This is a genomic window from Demequina sp. NBRC 110057, from assembly GCF_002090175.1.
Classification (GTDB): domain Bacteria; phylum Actinomycetota; class Actinomycetes; order Actinomycetales; family Demequinaceae; genus Demequina.
Genome location: NZ_BBRN01000003.1, coordinates 868,072 through 886,409 on the forward strand (window position 1 = coordinate 868,072; position 18,338 = coordinate 886,409).

At 71.6% G+C, this 18,338-nt stretch carries 22 protein-coding genes; 8 read left to right on the forward strand and 14 right to left on the reverse strand.

What is annotated here, in order from left to right; genetic code table 11:
- Positions 1-5: 5 nt before the first annotated feature.
- Positions 6-1,670, reverse strand: coding sequence for a 2-succinyl-5-enolpyruvyl-6-hydroxy-3-cyclohexene-1-carboxylic-acid synthase (menD, locus tag B7K26_RS04010; RefSeq protein WP_084077352.1), 1,665 nt, complete (start codon positions 1,668-1,670; stop codon positions 6-8).
- On the reverse strand, positions 1,667-2,557 hold the full coding sequence (locus tag B7K26_RS04015) for an o-succinylbenzoate synthase (protein ID WP_084077353.1): 891 nt from the start codon (positions 2,555-2,557) through the stop codon (positions 1,667-1,669). The genes menD and B7K26_RS04015 overlap by 4 nt, the downstream gene beginning before the upstream one ends.
- A 195-nt stretch (positions 2,558-2,752) precedes the next feature.
- On the opposite strand from B7K26_RS04015, the gene B7K26_RS04020 reads away from it, so the two are divergent.
- Complete coding sequence (locus tag B7K26_RS04020) at positions 2,753-3,685, forward strand: 1,4-dihydroxy-2-naphthoyl-CoA synthase (protein WP_084077354.1); 933 nt, start codon at positions 2,753-2,755, stop codon at positions 3,683-3,685.
- 113 nt (positions 3,686-3,798) lie between these two features.
- Here the strand turns inward: B7K26_RS04020 and B7K26_RS04025 are convergent, their stop codons facing one another.
- Positions 3,799-4,887: a DUF3048 domain-containing protein gene (locus B7K26_RS04025; protein ID WP_084077355.1), complete on the reverse strand. Its 1,089-nt coding sequence runs from the start codon at positions 4,885-4,887 to the stop codon at positions 3,799-3,801.
- Positions 4,888-4,922: 35 nt separating this feature from the next.
- On the opposite strand from B7K26_RS04025, the gene B7K26_RS04030 reads away from it, so the two are divergent.
- From B7K26_RS04030 to B7K26_RS04040, 3 genes are read left to right on the forward strand one after another with little or no spacing between them, the layout of a single operon-like run.
- Positions 4,923-5,942, forward strand: a complete 1,020-nt coding sequence (locus B7K26_RS04030) for an AMP-binding protein (protein WP_084077356.1) — start codon at positions 4,923-4,925, stop codon at positions 5,940-5,942.
- A complete protein-coding gene (locus B7K26_RS04035) occupies positions 5,939-6,808 on the forward strand; it encodes a 1,4-dihydroxy-2-naphthoate polyprenyltransferase (protein WP_084077357.1) in 870 nt (289 codons plus the stop codon). Before B7K26_RS04030 ends, B7K26_RS04035 begins: the two co-directional genes overlap by 4 nt.
- Entirely contained in the window at positions 6,805-7,089 is a 285-nt protein-coding gene (locus B7K26_RS04040; protein ID WP_143340445.1) for a hypothetical protein, read from the forward strand. Before B7K26_RS04035 ends, B7K26_RS04040 begins: the two co-directional genes overlap by 4 nt.
- On the opposite strand, the gene B7K26_RS04045 is transcribed toward B7K26_RS04040, so the two are convergent.
- Positions 7,080-7,343, reverse strand: a complete 264-nt coding sequence (locus tag B7K26_RS04045; RefSeq protein WP_084077359.1) for a DUF4229 domain-containing protein — start codon at positions 7,341-7,343, stop codon at positions 7,080-7,082. The two genes, B7K26_RS04040 and B7K26_RS04045, sit on opposite strands and share 10 nt — an antisense overlap.
- A 95-nt stretch (positions 7,344-7,438) precedes the next feature.
- On the opposite strand from B7K26_RS04045, the gene B7K26_RS04050 reads away from it, so the two are divergent.
- The gene (locus B7K26_RS04050) at positions 7,439-7,711 is read left to right on the forward strand and encodes a PLD nuclease N-terminal domain-containing protein (protein WP_084077360.1); all 273 of its coding nucleotides are present in this window, start codon (positions 7,439-7,441) and stop codon (positions 7,709-7,711) included.
- Here the strand turns inward: B7K26_RS04050 and B7K26_RS04055 are convergent, their stop codons facing one another.
- Genes B7K26_RS04055 through B7K26_RS04090 form a run of 8 tightly spaced genes read right to left on the reverse strand, consistent with a single transcriptional unit; the run spans position 7,712 to position 14,486 of the window.
- Positions 7,712-8,452 (reverse strand): sugar isomerase domain-containing protein, encoded by a 741-nt coding sequence (locus B7K26_RS04055; RefSeq protein ID WP_084077361.1) that lies wholly within the window; start codon positions 8,450-8,452, stop codon positions 7,712-7,714. It abuts the gene before it with no gap.
- A 23-nt stretch (positions 8,453-8,475) separates the two neighbouring features.
- Entirely contained in the window at positions 8,476-9,600 is a 1,125-nt protein-coding gene (locus tag B7K26_RS04060) for a glycosyltransferase family 4 protein (protein WP_084077362.1), read from the reverse strand.
- Between the two features lie 5 nt (positions 9,601-9,605).
- Positions 9,606-10,631: a c-type cytochrome biogenesis protein CcsB gene (gene ccsB, locus B7K26_RS04065; protein ID WP_084077363.1), complete on the reverse strand. Its 1,026-nt coding sequence runs from the start codon at positions 10,629-10,631 to the stop codon at positions 9,606-9,608.
- Entirely contained in the window at positions 10,628-12,256 is a 1,629-nt protein-coding gene (locus B7K26_RS04070) for a cytochrome c biogenesis protein ResB (RefSeq protein ID WP_234998678.1), read from the reverse strand. The genes ccsB and B7K26_RS04070 overlap by 4 nt, the downstream gene beginning before the upstream one ends.
- An 8-nt stretch (positions 12,257-12,264) precedes the next feature.
- Complete coding sequence (locus B7K26_RS04075) at positions 12,265-13,023, reverse strand: cytochrome c biogenesis CcdA family protein (protein ID WP_200810944.1); 759 nt, start codon at positions 13,021-13,023, stop codon at positions 12,265-12,267.
- Positions 13,020-13,586, reverse strand: a complete 567-nt coding sequence (locus tag B7K26_RS04080) for a TlpA disulfide reductase family protein (RefSeq protein WP_084077365.1) — start codon at positions 13,584-13,586, stop codon at positions 13,020-13,022. The genes B7K26_RS04075 and B7K26_RS04080 overlap by 4 nt, the downstream gene beginning before the upstream one ends.
- Positions 13,583-14,203, reverse strand: a complete 621-nt coding sequence (locus B7K26_RS04085) for a histidine phosphatase family protein (protein WP_084077366.1) — start codon at positions 14,201-14,203, stop codon at positions 13,583-13,585. Before B7K26_RS04085 ends, B7K26_RS04080 begins: the two co-directional genes overlap by 4 nt.
- A 43-nt stretch (positions 14,204-14,246) precedes the next feature.
- On the reverse strand, positions 14,247-14,486 hold the full coding sequence (locus B7K26_RS04090; protein ID WP_084077367.1) for a glutaredoxin family protein: 240 nt from the start codon (positions 14,484-14,486) through the stop codon (positions 14,247-14,249).
- A gap of 52 nt (positions 14,487-14,538) precedes the next feature.
- On the opposite strand from B7K26_RS04090, the gene B7K26_RS04095 reads away from it, so the two are divergent.
- Entirely contained in the window at positions 14,539-15,396 is an 858-nt protein-coding gene (locus B7K26_RS04095; RefSeq protein ID WP_084077368.1) for an HAD family phosphatase, read from the forward strand.
- Positions 15,397-15,649: 253 nt separating this feature from the next.
- On the opposite strand, the gene B7K26_RS04100 is transcribed toward B7K26_RS04095, so the two are convergent.
- Both B7K26_RS04100 and B7K26_RS04105 read right to left on the reverse strand, forming a co-directional pair.
- Positions 15,650-15,748, reverse strand: a complete 99-nt coding sequence (locus tag B7K26_RS04100; RefSeq protein ID WP_005504750.1) for a 30S ribosomal protein bS22 — start codon at positions 15,746-15,748, stop codon at positions 15,650-15,652.
- Positions 15,749-15,815: 67 nt separating this feature from the next.
- Positions 15,816-16,052, reverse strand: a complete 237-nt coding sequence (locus tag B7K26_RS04105; RefSeq protein ID WP_084077369.1) for a helix-turn-helix domain-containing protein — start codon at positions 16,050-16,052, stop codon at positions 15,816-15,818.
- 186 nt (positions 16,053-16,238) lie between these two features.
- Here B7K26_RS04105 and B7K26_RS04110 point away from each other — a divergent pair, with 186 nt between their 5' ends.
- Together B7K26_RS04110 and B7K26_RS04115 are read left to right on the forward strand one after the other, a co-directional pair.
- Positions 16,239-17,612 carry a TrkH family potassium uptake protein gene (locus B7K26_RS04110; RefSeq protein WP_084077370.1) on the forward strand — a complete coding sequence of 458 codons (1,374 nt, stop codon included), beginning with the start codon at positions 16,239-16,241 and terminating at the stop codon, positions 17,610-17,612.
- On the forward strand, positions 17,605-18,270 hold the full coding sequence (locus tag B7K26_RS04115; RefSeq protein WP_084077371.1) for a TrkA family potassium uptake protein: 666 nt from the start codon (positions 17,605-17,607) through the stop codon (positions 18,268-18,270). Before B7K26_RS04110 ends, B7K26_RS04115 begins: the two co-directional genes overlap by 8 nt.
- Positions 18,271-18,338: the final 68 nt, after the last annotated feature.

An 18,338-nucleotide genomic window follows, 5' to 3' on the forward strand; every position in this document is an offset into this window, starting at 1 on the left:
TCGCGTCAGCGCAGCACCGCCTGGATCACCTCAAGCCCCGAGACGGGCCGCGCGAGGGCCCTCGTCAACGCCTCGGCGCTCGCCACCCGCGTGTGCGCCACGCCGTAGCCGGCACACAGCGCCGCGAGATCGGCCCCGTGGGGCGTGGTGAAGACACGCTCGACGTTCGCCGCGGGCGCCGCCGAATGCTCGAGTCCGCCGAAGATGGTGCCGCCGTGGTCGTCGATCACCACGATCCTGAGGCGCGGCCGGCGCTCGCGCGGGCCCACCAGCAGGCCGCCCACGTCGTGCAGGAACGTCACGTCCCCCATGAGCGCACTCACGGGGGCGCCGGCGGCCAGCGCCATCCCGGCGGCGGTCGAGACGGTGCCGTCGATGCCGGCGAGACCGCGGTTGGCGATGAGGATGGGCGCCTCGCCGGGCGCCCAGGCGGGAGCGACCCTGTCGGCGGCGCGGATGGAGCCGGACGACCCCAGCAGCGCCAGGCCTCCTGGCGCGAGCGAGGCGAGGAAGGCGGCGCCGATCGCGTCGCGGTCCCATGCAGGCTCGGGCGCGACCAGGGCCGATGCCGCCGCGTGCCAGCGCGCGAGCCACGGCGAGTCGCCCAGCGCCAGCGTGCCGTCGGCGCGGGTGGTCCACGCGTCGGGGACGGCGCGCAGCACGCGCTCCGCGTGGCGCGGGGCCTCGCGCCAGCGCGCGCCGTGAGCCGCGACCATGAGCGCGGGGGCGTCGGCGATGAGCCGCTGGACCGGCCGGGTCAGCGTCGGACGGCCGATGACCACCACCTGGTGCACCTGACGCGCCAGGTCGGCGCCCGCATCGGCCGCCAGCAGCTCGAGGTAGGCAGGGATGCAGGCGTCTCCGGCGCGCGCGCCCGACGTGGGCTCGGCGAGCAACGGCCAGCCGTGCGCCTCCGCCACGAGCCGCGCGATATCGCCGGCACCGTCACCCGCGATCACGACGCCGCGCTCGACGGCGGGCAGCGGCGCGGGGTCGGGCGCGACGGGGAGGCCGTAGGCCCCGCTCGACGGGTGCCCCTCGACGCGCGGGACGTCGTCCCACACGCCGTTGTCCGGGCCCAGGGGGTCGCGGAACTCGAGGTTGAGGTGCACGGGACCGGGCGTGCCGGTCATGTCGTCCCGCGCGGGGTCGCCCAGCGCGACGCCCACGGCCCGCATCGCAAGGCGGGCCGCGCGGCCCGGCTCGTCGCCGTCCGCGGGAGCGGCAACATCGGCGCTCCAGCGCACGAAGGTGCCGAAGATGCCCACCTGATCCGTGGTCTGGTTGGCGCCCACGCCGCGCAGCTCGCCGGGCCGGTCGGCGGTGAGCAGGAGGAGCGGCACCCCCGCGTGATGCGCCTCCATGACGGCCGGCATGAGGTTGCCGACCGCGGTGCCGGAGGTGGTGACGATGGCGACCGCGCGCGGCTCACCCGTCGCAGCGCCGCCGCGCGCGAGGCCGAGCGCCAGGAACGCTGCCGAGCGCTCGTCGATGCGGACGTGAAGGTCAACGCCGGGCGCGCCGAGCGGCGGGTTGTCCGCCCCGGCCTCCGCGAGGGCGTGCGCCAGGGGGCCCGAGCGCGAGCCGGGGCACAGGACGAACTCCCTCACACCGCTGGCGGCGAGCGCCGCGATCAGCTCGCGGGCAAACTCGGCGGACGGATGGCTCACACGATCACCTCGAGGTCCTGGGCGCCCATGCGCCCGTCGATGGGAAGCCACGTGCGCGCCACGGTGTCGGTGGCGAGCAGCGCCCCGGTGCCGAGCCCGCACGCCAGCGGCTCGCGCGGCAGCGCCCGCGCGAGGGCCACCCCGGCGGCGAGGCCCACGGAGGACTCCATCGCGCTCGACACGACGATCGGCAGGTCTCCCACGCTGTCGGCGATTTCGAGCGCGCGGCGCACGCCCCCCAGGGGCTGCGCCTTGAGAATGACGACGTCGGCGGCGCCCGCGGCGATGACGGCATCGGCCGTGCCAGGGATGCGGATGGACTCGTCGGCCGCGATCGGCACGTCCACGCGCCGGCGCAGCACGGCCATGTCATCGACCGACGCGACAGGCTGCTCCGCGTACTGCAGGCCGGGCGCTCCCCCGGCGCGCGCGGCGCGGTCCAGCTGGGGAAGGCAGCGGGCCGCCTCGTCGAGGTCCCAGCCGCCGTTCACGTCGACGCGGACCGCGCCGGCGGGGCCCAAGGCATCGGCCACCGCCTCGACGCGGGCGAGGTCGGCGGCGAGGTCCGAGCCCCCGCCCACCTTGACCTTGGCGGTGATGCACCCATTCCTTGTCGCGTAGTCGCGCGCCGCGTCGGGGTCCACGAGAGGGACGATGGCGTTGACGGCAACGCTGTCGCGCTGCGGCGCGGGCCAGTGGCCGCGAGCGGCCTCCATCGCGGCCCTCCACCAGCGCGAGGCGCGCTCGGCGTCGTAGTCCGGAAACGGCGAGTACTCGCCCCAGTGCTCGCGGCCGGCCTCGTCGCGCGTACGGATCAGCACGCCGGAGCGGCGGGTGGTGGCGCGGAAACGGGTGGAGAGCTCGACGGCGAAGGGTCGGAACTCCATGCGCTCAGCCTACGGCCGCCACGTCCTCTGCTCTCGCCGCCTCGACGGCCCCTCGCCGCCTACCCGACCCCCCCGCAATCTGAACCAGGTGGCGCGTGACACGCCGTGGCATCGGCCGTCCTGACCCGCCGGCACCGGCGTGTCGGCCCCCGGATCGGTTCAAAGTGAGCGAGGGGGCGCGGATACGCTGGCCGCATGAGCTCCGTGCCGACCCAGGTCTCTGACACGTTCGACGCCCAGCAGTGGCGGGCCATCGACGGCTTCCCCGACGGCGACATCACGTACCACCGGTGGGTGGCGCGCGACGGAGACACCGAGCGTGACCTTCCCGCGGTGCGCATCGCCTTCAACCGGCCGGAGGTGCGCAACGCGTTCCGCCCCCAGACTGTCGACGAGCTCTACCGCGCGCTCGATCACGCCCGTATGACCGACGATGTCGCCGCCGTGATCCTCACGGGCAACGGCCCCGCTCCCAAGGACGACGTGTGGGCGTTCTGCTCGGGCGGCGACCAGCGCATCCGGGGCCGCGACGGCTACCTGTACGAGGGCTCGGCCGCCGACGCCCCCGCCCACGGCGGCCGCCTCCACATCCTCGAGGTGCAGCGCCTCATGCGCACCATGCCGAAGGTCACCATCGCCGCCGTCAACGGCTGGGCCGCGGGCGGCGGGCACTCGCTTCACGTGGTGGCCGACCTGTCGATCGCGTCGCTCGAGCACGCGCGGTTCAAGCAGACCGACGCGAACGTGGGCTCGTTCGATGCCGGCTACGGCTCGGCGCTGCTGGCGCGCCAGGTGGGCGACAAGCGGGCACGGGAGATCTTCTTTTTGGCGCGCGAATACTCGGCGGCCGATGCGGAGCGCTGGGGCGCCGTCAACGAGGCGGTGCCGCACGCCGAGCTCGAGTCCACCGCGCTCGAGTACGCCAAGACCATCGCGACCAAGTCGCCACAGGCGATCAGGATGCTGAAGTTCGCGTTCAACCTCGCGGACGACGGCCTGGCAGGCCAGCAGGTGTTCGCCGGCGAGGCGACCCGCATGGCCTACATGACGGATGAGGCGCAGGAGGGTCGCGACGCCTTCCTCGAGCGCCGCGACCCCGACTGGACGCGCTTCCCCTACGCGTTCTGACGGCCGATGCCGAGGCGGCGCCCTGAGTTCACCATCACCGAGAATCGACCGCGAACCGGCCGTGACTCCCTCCGGCCCGCCGTGTATCTACCGCCAGGGGATGGGCGGGACGCTTAGGAGATGTCGATCGAGGTGGCGTTGGCCACACCCTTGTTCGGGATGAGCTCCACCCACGTGTTGCCGGGAACCAGCTCCACCTCCTCGCCCGCGGGCGTGGTGATGACGTACGGGTCGTATTGGCCGGCCTTCGACCAATCGACCTCGACCATCGAGTCGCCCGCGGCCACGTAGCCGGTGCCCGACTCGCCGGCGAGCAGCGTCTCCGGCACGGAGGAGCCGCCGTCGGAGGACGTGTACCGGACGGTGACCCACAGCATGATGACGTTTTCGGCGTTGAGCTGAGTGCCGTCGTCCTGCGTGTGGGGCTCGCCGCCCTCGATCCGCATCCACGAGGCCTCGTCGGCGTCCCAGCGCCAGCCCGGGTGCGAGTACTGCGACATCGTGATGTCGATGTTCGACACCTTCTTGCCCTCGTCGACCACGTTCGACGTCTGCGTCTCGTACGCGTAGGCGAACTGCTGGGCGGGCGCCGTCGCGTCGGTCTGCTCGTAGAAGTCGGCAGTGCGCCCGTACAGGTTGTGCGGGGCGCGGCGGTCGGAGGTGCGGTAGAAGCCGTAGTCGCCCGTGTCCTGCGCGATGACCTCCTGGCCGGAGTTCACCGTCGCGCTGATGAAGCGACCCTGCGCGCCGGAGAAGATCAGCGGCCCCTCCATCGAACCCATGATGTTCTTGTCCATCGGGCGCATGGAGCGCACCGGGCCGAGCGTCTCGGGGATGTCCGACTGGTACACCGCGAGCAGGCGGGAGATTCCCGACTCCACGTACTCCTCGAACACGATGTCGGCGTTCTGCACGTTCTGCTGCGGGCGGGCGTCGGCCGAGTTCTCGATCTTGATCGACAGCGCCGCGCGCCCCAGATCCGCCTCGTCTGCCTTCGTGGCGTCGAGGCCCGTCAGCGGCCACACCACGTCGGGGATGCCGTCGTCCGGCGCCTTCGGCACCGTGGTGCGCTCGACAGGCGTGGGCGATGCCGTCTGCGTCACCGCGGGCGCCTGCTCCACCTCAGGGGAGGAACACGCCGCCGCCACCAGGGAGGTCACGACGGCGAGGGCGGAGAGCGACAGGGCGCGGGTGGTCCTCATGCGGCCCAGTGTAGGGGCGCGCCTAGGCTGAGGGCATGAACTTCGCACGGCTCGTCGACGACCCCCGCACGGCCGTGGCCCAGGCGCTCGACGGCACCGTGGAGGGCATCGCCGCACGGACCTCCGGCTCGACCGGCGAGCCCCGCGAGGTGCTGGTGAGCGGCGCCGCGATGCGTGCATCGGCCACCGCGACGCTGGATCGCCTGGGCGGCGCCGGGCATTGGCTGCTCGCCGTCCCGGCCGACAGGATCGCCGGCGCGATGGTGCTCACCCGTGCCAGCGTGGCCGATGCCGCGGTCGCCCCGATGCCCCCCGGTACCTTCACCGCGACGGCCTTCGCGGCCGCCACCGCGGCCCTTCCCGCGGGCCGGCGGTACGTGTCGCTGGTGCCCACGCAGCTGCGGCGCGTGCTCGCCGACGAGGCCGGGGCGGCGGCGCTCGCCACCTTCGACGCGGTCCTCGTGGGCGGCGCCCCTCCCGGCATGGACCTGCCGTCGAACGCGGTGGAGACCTACGGCATGACGGAGACGAGCGGGGGCTGCCTGTACGACGGCGTGCCGCTCGACGGCGTCGACGTGCGGATCTCCTCCGATGGGCGCATCGAGCTGGCGGGGCCGATGCTCGCGGACGGCTACCGTGACGGCGACGACTCCGCGTTCGTGACGGACGCGGGCAGGCGCTGGTTCCGTACCTCCGACCTCGGCGACTGGGACGGCTCGCGCCTGACCGTCCATGGCCGCGCCGACCACGTCATCATCACCGGCGGCCACAACGTCCACCCGGCCGCGGTGGAGCGCGCGATGGCCGACGCCGGCGCACCCGAGTGCATCGTCGTCGGCCTGCCGGACGACGAGTGGGGCGAGCGCCTGGTCGGCGTCGTCACGGCGTCCGCCCCCGCGCTCGAGACCCTGCGCGAGCGCCTGACCCTTCCCCGCCACGCGCTGCCGCGCGCGCTCGCGCGCGTGCGGTCACTGCCGCGCACCGAGGCTGGCAAAATCGATCGGAGCGCCGCACGCGAGATCGCCGCGGCATCGGACCTCGAGGAGCACGCATGACCACCTCCCAGGACTGGGTCGCCGGGGCCCGTCCGCGCACGCTGTGGACCGCGATCTCGCCGGTCGCGGTGGGCACGGGCGCCGCGATCCTCCTCGACGGCTTCCGCCTGATCCCCGCGCTCCTCGCACTCGCCGTGGGCCTCGCCATCCAGATCGCGGTGAACTACGCCAACGACTACTCGGACGGCGTGCGCGGCACCGACATGGACCGTGTGGGCCCCGACCGCCTGGTCGCGACGGGCAAAGCCACCCCCACCGCCGTGCGCAACGCGGCGTTCCTCAGCTTCGGCGTCGCCGCGATCGCCGGCCTGGCGCTCGTGGCGGTCACCGAAACGTGGTGGCTGCTCGCCGTCGGCGCCGTCGCGATCGCCGCCGCGTGGGGCTACACCGGCACCTCGCGCCCCTACGGCTACTCCGGCTGGGGTGAGGTGGTGGCGTTCGTGTTCTTCGGGCCGGTCGCCACGCTGGGCACGCTGTACACCCAGACGGGCACCATCACCTGGTGGGCAGTGGTGGCCTCCGTGGGTGTGGGCCTGTACTCGGTGGCGCTGATGCTGGTGAACAACATCCGCGACATCGCCACCGACACGATCGCCGGAAAACGCACCCTGCCCGTGAGGGTGGGCGAGGCGCGCGCGCGGCGCATGTTCATGACCGTCGTGATGCTCCCGGTCGCCTGCTCCGTGGTGGTCGCCTTCGTCCACCCGTGGGCGTTGATCTCCACCGTGGTGGCGCTCCCCAGCCTCCTCATCGCCTTCGGCATGCGGGTGGGCGCGGAGAAGATCTCGATGCCGCTGATCTTCAAGGGCATCTCGGGCGTGGGCCTCGCCTACGGCCTGCTGCTCGGGCTGGGGCTCGCGCTGTGAGCGGCATGCCGGTGCGCTACGAGGGAATCGTGTGGGCGCGCCTGCGCTGGGGCCGCGACGGCAAACCCGTCCGCCACCTCGTGTTCGGGGCCTTCTTCGTGCTGTTCACCGCCATCGAGGCGCTGTTCACGATCGCGGCGCTCGACACCGGTACGGGAAACCCGTGGATGTACGGGGCCTTCACGGTGGCGCTCGCCGCGTGCGCGTGGCACCAGTTCACCGACGCGCACTTTGCGCGCCGCGTCGCGCGCGAGCAGGCCAAGAGGCCCCGTCAGTCCTGACGCTGGGGGCCCTCGGACTCGGCGTCCTCCTCGGCGTCGAGGCTGCGCAGCCCCTTCTGGGAGCGGTCGATCACGCCCTCCATCTGCTTGCCGGCCTCGTAACGCATGCCGGGCAGCACCAGGTACGAGATGAGCCACGCGATGATGAACGCCGCGATCAGCGCCAGGACATCGAACCAGCCCACCAGGTACAGCACCCCGAACACGGCAAGGAAGATGCCCGTGCGGGCGCCCCAGTAGGCGAGGATTTTCATGCCACCAGGGTACGCGGGCGCACGCGCGCCCCGTGCCGCATGATCGTGCTCACGGCCGATGCCACGGCGGCGCGGCGCGCGCCTACAGTAGGGGGATGAAGTACCTCGTCCTGGCAGCTCTGTACGTCGGCCTCACTGCTTACGCCGTCACGGACGTGCTGAACAAGGGCCAGGAGTCGTACGCCGGCCTCAGCCGCGGGGCCTGGATCGCGATCATTGTGCTCGCCCCGTACATCGGCCCCCTCATCTGGATCGGGCTGCAGATGCGCGGCGGCGGACGCACCGCTCCCCCTGCCCAGCGGGCCCCGGACGACGACCCGGACTACCTGCGGTGGCTGCGCGACCAGGGGAGGCGCGACAAGCGCTAGTCAGCCGTTGGCGGCGTCGCCGATGGCGAGGCCGCTCGAGACCCACAGGTCCGGCTCCCAGCCGCGGATCGCGGCTCGCTCGATGGCCTCGGCCATCACCGCGTTGAGCAGCGCGGCTCCGACCACCGTCGAGGTGGGGCCCAGCCGCGTGCCAGCGGCCTCCACAGCGACGGCGGCGTCGCCCACTGCCCCGTGGTTATCCAGGACGATATCCGCGACCTCGTGAAGCTTGGGGTGCGGGGTGGGGCGCGCGTCCGGCGAGGTCGCGTGCGCGATGGAGGTCACGGCGATGGTGATCAGCCCGCGCTCCCGCGCCTCCTGCACCGCCTCGACGGACACGGCGTTGCCGCCGGAGTTGGAGCTCACGATGAGGACGTCGCCCTCGGACACGCCGTGGTCGTCGAGCAGGTGGGCGGCGAGTCCCTCGATGCGCTCGAGTCGCGTCGCGAGGCGGTTCGAACCGTGCAGCATCAGGCCCTCGAAGAACAGGGGTCGCACGGACTTGAGGCCGCCGGCGCGATAGAACAGCTCTTCGCTCAGCAGGTTCGAGTGGCCCGATCCGAAGGTGTGAAGCGTGCGCCCCGTGACGAGCGCGGCAGCGATGGCCTCGGCGGCCGCGGCCATCCTCACAGACTCCTCGCGGATCGCGTCCTCGAGGATGGCGACCGTGGTCGCCAGATACCTGGCACCGGCCCCGGCGAGGGGAAGGGAGTCGGTCACGGCCGGGTCGGAGGCGTCCATGAGCCTCACCCTAGCGGCGCCCGTCAGGCGCCGTAGAGGGCGAGCACCTGGGCGCCGACGGTCTCCACATCGAAGCGCTGGACGCGTTCGGCCTGCTCGGCGTGCAGCTCGGCTCGCAGGTCGGGAGCCTGGGCCAGCAGGGTGAGGGCCTCGGCGAACGCGCGGGTGTCGCGGGCGTCGACGCTCACGTGAGGGCCGTCGCCGATGACCGACAGGTAGCCGGGGTTAGCGCCGGCGAGGACCACTCCCGCGCCCGACGCCATGGCCTCCACCAGCACGATGCCGAAGCTCTCGCCGCCGGTGGCGGGGAAGACGGCGATGTCGGCGTCGGCGTAGAACCCCGCCTTGTCCTCCTCGGCGACGAACCCGGCGAAGGACACCGCGTCGCCCAGCCCGTGCTTCGCGACGCTCTCCCGCAGCTGATCCAGCAGGGGACCCTTGCCGCCGATGCGCACCTCGAGCCGTGCGAGCACGGAGGGGTCGAGACCCGCGAGGGCGCGCACCAGCTCCACGGCACCCTTGCGTTCCACGAGGCGACCGAGGAACGCCACGACAAGGCGGCCATCGGCACCTGGCCAACGCACGGCATCGGCCGCCTCGCGCGCAAAGCGCGTCACGTCGACGGGGCACGGGATGACCTGGGGGGTGATCCCGAAGGCACGGGCCGCGAAGTCGTGGGCGGGCGGCGACACGGCGCAGAACGCGTCGAACCGCGCGAGGTTGCGGCGCAGCCAGCGACCCAAGAGGCGCGTGCCGTACTCGCTCACGGCGCCGTCGGGAAGGATATGGAACGTGCCGACGATGCGCACGGCGTCGCCCTGGACGCGCCGCGCCTCGTCCACGACGCGCGCGGCGAACAGCGGCGAATGCGGCGTCTGGACGTGGATTACGTCGTACCGCTCGCGCGCGAGGAACTCGCGCAGCATGGCGCGGGACGTGGGCAGCGGCATCCGCAGCCCGTTGCCGTTGAAGGTCACTCCCACGTTCCTCGCGAGCGAGTGCACGGTCACGTCAGAGCGGCTCGCGTCGGAGCACACGTAGTGCACCTCGTGGCCCGCGCGCTCGAGGAACGCGCCCAGGGTCAGGACGTACTGCTGGACCCCGTCCGGACGGTCGATGGAGTCATCGAGGACGAGCGCAACCTTCACTCAGGTCACGTTCCCGAGTAGGTGTGGAGACCCTGGAAGACGAGGTTCACCACGGTGAAGTTCATGATCAGGGCCACGAAGCCGATGAGGGCGACCACCGCGCTGCGGCGTCCGGCCCAGCCCTGGGTGGTGCGGGCGTGCAGGTAGGCGGCGTAGATCACCCAGATGACGAAGGACCACACCTCCTTGGGGTCCCAACCCCAGTAACGGCCCCAGGCGTGCTCGGCCCACACGGCGCCCGCCATGACGGTGAACGTCCACAGCACGAAGCCGACGGCGTGCAGGCGGAAGGCGAGGGCCTCAAGCCGCGCCGGCGAGGGAACGCCCTCGAGCCAGTTCCATCCCTTGAGGATCCGCACGTTGGCGTTGCGCCAGCGCACGCGCAGGCGGCGGAGGCCCCCCGTGGGCACAGCGGACAGCGGCTCGTCGCGGTAGTCGCGCATCAGCTGGAGCACCGTGGCGATGGCGCCGACGGTGAGGATGCCCGTCGCGATGATCGCGATCGAGACGTGGATGACCAGCCAGAACGACTGAAGCGCAGGCATCAGGCCGGTCGATGCGTTGTACAGCACTGTCATCGCGAGGCCGAGTCCCAGGGTCGCGAAGCCGGTCACGCCCGGCGCGAGGTAGGACACGTCGCGACGCGACTGCACCACCAGGAACACGACGACGGCGACCCAGGTGCCGGTGATCGTGTACTCGTACATCGTCGACCACGGCACGTGGCCGGCCTCGATGCCGCGCGCCACGACTCCCACGCCCTGGAGCAGCGCTCCCATGATCATGGTCGAGCGGGCGATGCCGCGCGCCTTAGAGTGCACGTCGGCCCGACGGAAGGCCGATGCCGGGGAGGCCGCGGACTCGCCCGCGGTGGCGTCCTGGGAGCCGGCGGCGACAAGGCTGCGCTGTTTCTTGGCGGCCACCTTCGCATCGGCCACCTTGGCCAGGTGCATCGAGGAGGCCACCATGGCGATCGCATAGAGCGCTGTCGCGCCCCACAGCGCGAGCCAGCTCAGGGACTGGGCGGTCATTCGTCGTCCTCCGGGGGGATCGAGGCGGGGCGGGGGCGGTCGCACGCGGCCGCGAGGGCGCGGTCGCGCTCGAGCGTTGCCCCCTGATCGTGCGGGGGCGACCACACGGCCACCGTGACCACTGTAGCCGCGGCGTCGGCGGCATCGGCCGTGGGCGCCGTCACCCACACGCGGCGGCGCGGGGCGAACAGGCTGGTGCCGAGGCCCAGCAGCGACGTCACCGCGAAGCCCAGCAGCCACGGCAGCGAGGGGTCGCGGCGCAGGTCGAACGCGGCGTAGCGCGGCAGGTCATTCCACGTCAGGGTGCCCATGCCGTCGGGCAGCTCCACCGTCTCGCCCGGGGTGAGCTCGAGGACCACGGGCTCGTCGTCCTCGTCGCGCACGGGGCTCAGCTGGCTCTCGTCGAGCGTGTAGACGTTCTGGGGGACGCCCTCGTCGAGGCCCAGGTCTCCCGTGTACATCTGCAGGTACATCACGGGGTTCTCGGCGTCGGGGAAGATCGAGATCGCGTCGGCGCCCTCGCCCAGGGCGCTGGGAAGCAGGGTGCCCTTGAAGCCCATCTGCTCGCCCTCGGTCACGTCGGGGACCTTCACCACACCGGTGGATGTGTACACGTCGTCCTGCGGGATGAACGGCACCGCTCCCTCGAAGGCGACGTTGCCCTCCGAGTCGGTGATGGTGAACGACGGCGCGTAGCCGTTGCCCTGCAGGTAGATCTTGGCGCCCTCGACCTGGATGGGGCGGTTCACTTGGGCCTCCACCTCGCGCGGCTCCTGGCCGGGCTCCGTGAGGGTCGCGTAGGCGGTGAAGCTGGTGGGCCTGCCGGTGGACTCCTCGAACTGCGCGTCGAGCTCGTCGAGCGTGAGGATCCACGGGTCGAGGTCGTCCTCGCTGAACAGCGCGCCGGCCGAGTACGTGTCGTAAGCGACGACGGCGTTCGTGAAGCTGCCGCCCTCGACGATGAGCGCCTGGCCGCGGTACGTCAGCAGCGAGCCCGCGGCGACCGACAGCAGGATCCCCACGAGCGACAGGTGGAACACCAGGTTGCCCAGCTCGCGCAGGTGGCCACGGTGTGCGGACAGCGCCAGCTGCGGCGCGCCGTCGGGGCCCGTGCGCTCGTCGACACGCACCCGGTGGCCGGTGAGCCACCGCCACGGAGCGGGGCCACGGCCGGTGAGCTCGGAGCGGGCGGCGGCCACGGCATCGGCCGGGCTGAGGGGCGAGGTCTCCGTGACGGGCGCGTAGCGATCCAGGCGCGACGGTGCGGCGGGGACCTCCGCGCGCAGCTCGCGCCAGTAGACGGCGACGCGGGGGATGATGCAGCCGATGAGCGACGCGAACAGCAGCAGGTAGATCGCCGTGAACCAGGCCGAGCCGAAGACGTCGAGGAAGCCGAGGCGGTCCAGCAGCGGACCCCAGAACTCGTGCTCGTCGATGAAGGCCTGCGTGTCGGACACACTGTGCGGCCACTGGGGAAGGACCGAGCCGGGGATGGCCGCGAGCGCCAGGATCAGCAGCAGGATGAGGGCCACGCGCATCGAGGTGACCTGGCGCCAGATCCAGCGCAGCCAGCCGCGCAGGCCCAGGCGAGGCATGTCGCGGTAGGCGTAGTTGTCGATCTTCACGCGCGCCATCAGATGGCCGTCCAATATCCGTCGATCCAGCCCTGCAGGTGGCCGGTCACGGTGCCCCACAGGCCCGTCACCAACATGACGCCCAGGATGACCAGCATCGAGCCTCCGATGAGTTGCAGCGCGCGGCGGTGGCGGCGCAGCCACCCCAGCACCGCGCCCGAGCGCTCAAACCAGATGGCGAGCGCGAGGAAGGGAAGCCCGAGCCCCAGGCAGTAGGCGACCGCGAGGGTCGCCCCGCGGCCGGCGGTGCCCTCGTTGAGCCCGAGCGCGAGGACGGCCGACAGCGTGGGGCCGATGCACGGGGTCCAGCCGAGCCCGAAGGTGATGCCGAGCAGCGGGGCGCCGGCGAGGCCCGCCTTGGGGCTCACGTGCAGCCGGCGCTCGTTCTGCAGGAACGGCACGGCGCCCATGAAGGCGAGGCCGAGCAGGATGACGAGGACGCCGAGCACGCGCGTGATGATGTCGAGCTGCTGCTGGGACAGCGCCCCGGCGGTCGACACGATGATGCTGAGCGTGACGAACACCGCCGTGAAGCCGGCGATGAAGAGCAGGACGCCGAGGATCAGCTTGGGGCGGCTTGCCTTGCCGGTGCCGCCCGTGCCCGCCATGCCAGAGACGTACCCGAGGTAGCCGGGCACGAGGGGCACGACGCAGGGCGAGGCGAAACTCACGAGTCCCGCGAGGATCGCGATGGGGATCGCCGCGAGCAGGGAGCCGGTGAGGACCTGCCCCGACAGGCTCGAGGCGGCGACGATCACTCGGCGGCCCCCGCGGCGTCGACGAGGGACTCGAGGGTCGAGGCCTCGACGCGGCCGACGGCGCGCGCGGCCACCCTGCCCTCGGCGTCCAGCACGAGGGTGGTGGGGACGGCGTTGATGGCGACAAGGCCCTGCAGCTGCGCGGTGGCCTTGCCGTCGGAGTCGTCGATGCTGGGGTACTCGACCGAGAAGGTGCGTTGGAAGGCCTCGGCGGTGCCGGCATCGTCGCGGGAGTTGACGCCGATGAGCTGGACGTCGTCGCGGGCGTCGAGCTCGACGAGCTCGGGCGCCTCCGCGCGGCACGGCGGGCAGGAGGCGTACCAGGTGTTGACCAGCACCACCTGGCCGCGGAAGTCCTCGACGTCGACGGCGCCACCCTCGAAGGAGGTCCCCGTCAGCTCGAGCGGTTCGCCGCGCTCACCCTCGGCCCACTCCGTGACGGTGCCGTCACCGGAGACGTAGCCCGGGGACTCCTCGGCGTCGCCCGGCGCGCAGCCCGCGAGCCACAGCACGACGGCCACCAGGATCGCGGCGAGGATCACGTACCGCGCGGACCGCCTCACTTGGGCACCTCGATATGCGCCGCGGGCTCCGCGTAGCTCATGGCGACGGGCTCGCCGTCGCGGATGTCGAAGCTCGTGAGGGACGCGAGGCCGCACTGGCGCGAGCGCGGGTCGTGAAGGAAGCGGCGCTTCTCGAACTCCATGCGCGCCACCCAGATGGGCAGCTGGTGGCTGACCATGACGGTGTCGCCGTCGGGGTTCGCCGCGGCGGCGTCACGAATCGCTGCCCACATGCGGTCGCGCTGCTCGGTGTACGGCTCGCCCCACGACGGCTTCCACGGGTTGCGCAGCAGCCACCAGTTGCGCGGGTGCAGGAAGTCCTTGGCGCCCGACTGCAGCACGGTGCCCTCGTAGGCGTTGAGCGCCTCGATGAGCCGCTCGTCGGTCGCGATCTCCAGGCCGTAGGCGTCGGCGACGGGCTGCGCGGTCTGCTGGGCGCGCAGCAACGGCGACGCGACGACGCGGGTCACGGGGACCTCGCGGGCGCGCAGATCGTCGGCGACCGCGCGGGCCATCGCCTGTCCCGCGTCCGACAGCCGGAACTCGGGGAGGCGCCCGTAGAGCACCTTGTCCGGGTTGTGGACGTGGCCGTGGCGCAGAAGGTGAACGACGGGCATGGCCTCTATTGTCACCCACGCGCGCGGGTGCGCGGCACGCTCGTCAGCGGCGCTTCAGCGCCGCCTTGACGCGAGCCTCGTCGATGCGCCAAAACCCCACCACGGCATCGTCCACCGTCACCACGGGAATCTGCTCGCCAAAGCGCTCGGTGAGCACGGCATCGGCCGAGATGTCGACCTCATCCCAGGCGACCTTGCGGCCGCACGCGGCGGCCACCACGGGCCGCGCCTCGTCGCACAGGTGGCATCCGGGACGGGTATACAGGACGACTCGGGCGGGCATCTGGTCAGGATAGGGGTGCGGGCCGATGCGGCGTCGCTAGAGTGGGACGGTGATGGCCGGCGACGCGCATGAGACGAGCCCCGCGACGGTGGCGGCGTTCTTCGACGTCGACAACACCGTCATCCGCGGGGGCGCCGCCTTCCACGTGGTGCGCATCTTCAAGCGCCACGGATTCTTCTCCAACCGGGACCTGCTGCGGTTCGGCTGGTCGCAGGTGAAATACCTGCTCTTCGGCGAGGCCGCGGTGCCGATGGACGAGCTGCGCGAGGAGGCGATGTCCTTCGTCAAGGGCCGCTCCACCGCGGAGATCCAGGCCGTCGCCGAGCAGGTCTACGACGAGTTCCTCGCCCTGCGGGTCTACCCCGGCACCAAGGCCATCATCGACGAGCACCTGGCTCAGGGCCACGAGGTGTGGTTCGTGACCGCCTCCCCCGTCGAGGTCGGCTCGCTCGTGGCGCACCGGCTGGGGGCCACGGGGGCGCTGGGGACGGTCGCCGAGCACATCGACGGGTTCTACACCGGCCGGCTCGACGGCGAGTTCCTCCACAAGGGAGTCAAGGCCGTGGCGGTGCGGGCACTGGCCGAGGAGCGGGGCATCGACTTGGCGGCATCGTCGGCCTACGGCGACTCGCACAACGACATCCCGATGCTGTCCGTCGTGGGCCATGCGTGCGCCATCAACCCCGACACGGCACTGCGGCGCCACGCCGTCGAGTCCGGCTGGGGCATCGAGGAGTTCCGGCGCCGCCGCAAGAACGGCCGCCGCGGGATCGTCCGCTCCACCGTCACCGGTGGCGTGTGGGCCACTCTCGTGGTCGCACGCGGCGTGAAGGCGCTGCTGTGCGCGCCGTTCAAGGCGCTCCGGTCGGGTTCGCGCAGGGCCAAGGGCGACGACGCGACTCAGGTGTAGACGGCGCGCGCTGTCGTGCGCGCTGCGCCTGGCGCCCGCAGCTCGCCGGCGCGCCCGCGGCTCACTCGCGCCCCCACAGCTCCTGGTGGCCCCTTTTGCGGCGTGTCGGCGCGCTACCTGCCGCACATGCGGCCATTTGCGGCAGGGGGTGGGGCGTGGGGGTGCCGCCGCATCGGCCAGACACACGAACGCCCGCGCCACCTGACGGTGACACGGGCGCGTGACGTGCGGCCGGGGCTGACCCGGCGGGACGTTACTTCTTGTTGCGGCGCTGGTGGCGCGTCTTACGAAGCAGCTTGCGGTGCTTCTTCTTCGACATGCGCTTGCGACGCTTCTTGATGACGGATCCCACGGAACCTACCTCGAATCGTTAACGGTGCTACGGCGTCCAGTGCGCGCTGGACGCGACAGACGAGGACCTAGCCTACCGTGCCGGAGCGGCGCTCGTCACTCTGGCCCGAAAAGCCCTCGTAACCGGCCTGCTCCATGAACTGCTCGACGGCGGCGCGGGGCACGCGGTACGAGCGTCCAAACTGCACGGCGGGGATCTCGCCGGCGTGAATCCAGCGGTAGACCGTCATGCGCGACACACGCAGCAGCTCAGCCACCTCGGCCACGGTGAGGAAGGTGGTCCTCGCGGCCCCGTTGTCAGCCATGCAGTCTTTCTCCCCTCGAAGGATCTCCGGCTGCTCTATCGGCCGAACCCTGCCTCTACTGTAGGGGCAGAAGTGACAGTTGTGAAGTAAGTGAAAACGGCCGATGATGTGAAGGACGGGGCGCGGGCAGGCTCGCGCCCGCGCGAGGCCGCCCGCACGGGTCGGTGGGCGTGACGAAGGGGATCCATGGAGAGGCTGCGCGGAGTGAAGTCCGCCATGGGCGAGGCGTTCTCCCGCTCGGCGCTCCGCTCCCCCGCGAGGCTCGCGCTCGGCTCGTTCGCCCTGGTGATCCTCCTGTTCGCGGGGCTGCTGTCGCTGCCGTTCGCCACCGCTGACGGGCACCGCGCGCCCTTCATTGACGCGCTGTTCACCGCCACGTCCGCCGTCTGCGTCACCGGCCTGACGACCGTCGACACCGGCACCTACTGGTCCGGCTGGGGCCTCGCGATCATTGCCACGGGCATCAAGGTCGGCGGCCTGGGAATCATGACGCTCGCGTCCCTCATCGGCCTCGCCGTGTCCCGCCGCCTGGGCCTCACCCAGCGCCTGCTCGCCGCGGGCGAGGCGCGCGCGGCCGGGCTTGGCGACCTGCGCTCGCTGCTGCGCACCGTCATCGTCGTGTCGTTCTCGGTGGAGATCGCGATCGCCCTCATCCTCATCCCGCGCTTCCTGACGCTGGACTACGGGGTGGGCCGCTCCATCGGCTACTCGTTCTTCTACGGCATCTCCGCGTTCAACAACGCCGGCTTCAGCCCCGACCCCGTGGGCCTGTACCCGTACTCGCACGACTTCTGGATCCTGGTGCCGCTGGGCCTGGGCGTCCTGATCGGCGCACTCGGCTACCCCGTGTACCTCAATCTGGTGCGCAACTGGCGACGCCCGCGCACCTGGTCGCTGCACACCAAGCTCACACTGGTGATGGTGGGCTCGCTCATGGTCATCTCCGCGGGGCTGCTCGCCATCTTCGAGTGGTCCAACCCGGCGACGCTCGGCGCGCACTCCACCGCGGACACGCTGGGCAACATCTTCTTCCAGTCCATCAACCAGCGCTCGGGCGGCTTCGCGTCGTTCGATATCGGTGAGGCGCGCGAGCAGACCTGGCTCCTCGAGGACGTACTGATGTTCATCGGTGGCGGCTCGGGATCGACGGCCGGCGGTATCCGCGTCACCACTGTCGCGGTCCTGCTGCTCGCGATCATGGCGGAGGCCCGCGGTCGCCGCGACATGGAGGCCTTCGGCAAGCGCGTAGGCACCGAGGTGCTGCGCGGCGCGGTCGCCGTCACCATCATCGGCATCGCGATCGTCGTGGTCGGCACCACGGTGTTCATGGCCCAGACGGGCATCCCGCTGGACAGGTCGCTGTACGAGGTCATCTCCGCGTACGCGACGTGCGGCCTGACCACCGGCATCACGGGCGACCTGCCGGACGATGCCAAGATCACCCTGATCGTCATGATGTACGTCGGCCGCGTGGGATCCATGACGATCGCGGCGGCGCTAGCGTTGAACAAGCAGCGGCGCGTGATCCGCTACCCGTCAGAAAGGCCCCTCATTGGCTAGCAACCTGTCCACCGCATCGGGCGTGCTTGTGATTGGCATGGGCCGGTTCGGCACGGCGCTCGCCGACACCCTCGACTCGATGGACGTCGAGGTGCTCGCCGTGGAGCGCGACGCCGCGCGCGTGGAGCGTCTCTCGAAGCGCCTTCCCGTGGTCGAGGCCGATGCCGCCGACCCCCGCGCGCTCGAGCAGATCGGGGCCAAGGACTTCTCCGCCGCCGTGGTGGGCGTGGGCACCTCGCTCGAGGCCTCCGTGCTCATCACCGGCAACCTGGTCGACATGGGCATGCAGGAGATCTGGGCCAAGGCCATCTCGGACGAGCACGCGCGCATCCTGCGGCGCATCGGCGCCCACCACGTGGTGCTTCCCGAGTCGCAGGCCGGCGTGCGCGTGGCCCACTCGGTGGGCGGCAAGATGCTCGACTACATCGAGATCGACGAGGGCTTCACCATCGTCAAGATGACTCCCCCGCAGGAGACCCACAACTTCTCGCTCGCGGACCTCAACCTGCGCGGCAAGTACGGCATCCAGGTGATCGGCGTCATGTCGCCCGGCGGCGAGTTCGAGTACGGCTCGAAGGGCACCGTCATCCACGCCGACGACCTGCTGGTGGTCGGTGGCGACGGCGACCTCGTCGAGCGCTTCGCGCAGCGGCCGTAACCCCGTCCGTGTGGCCCACGCGTGGGACGCGTGCGGCTGATGTGACTCCAGGGAATGCCACACCCGCC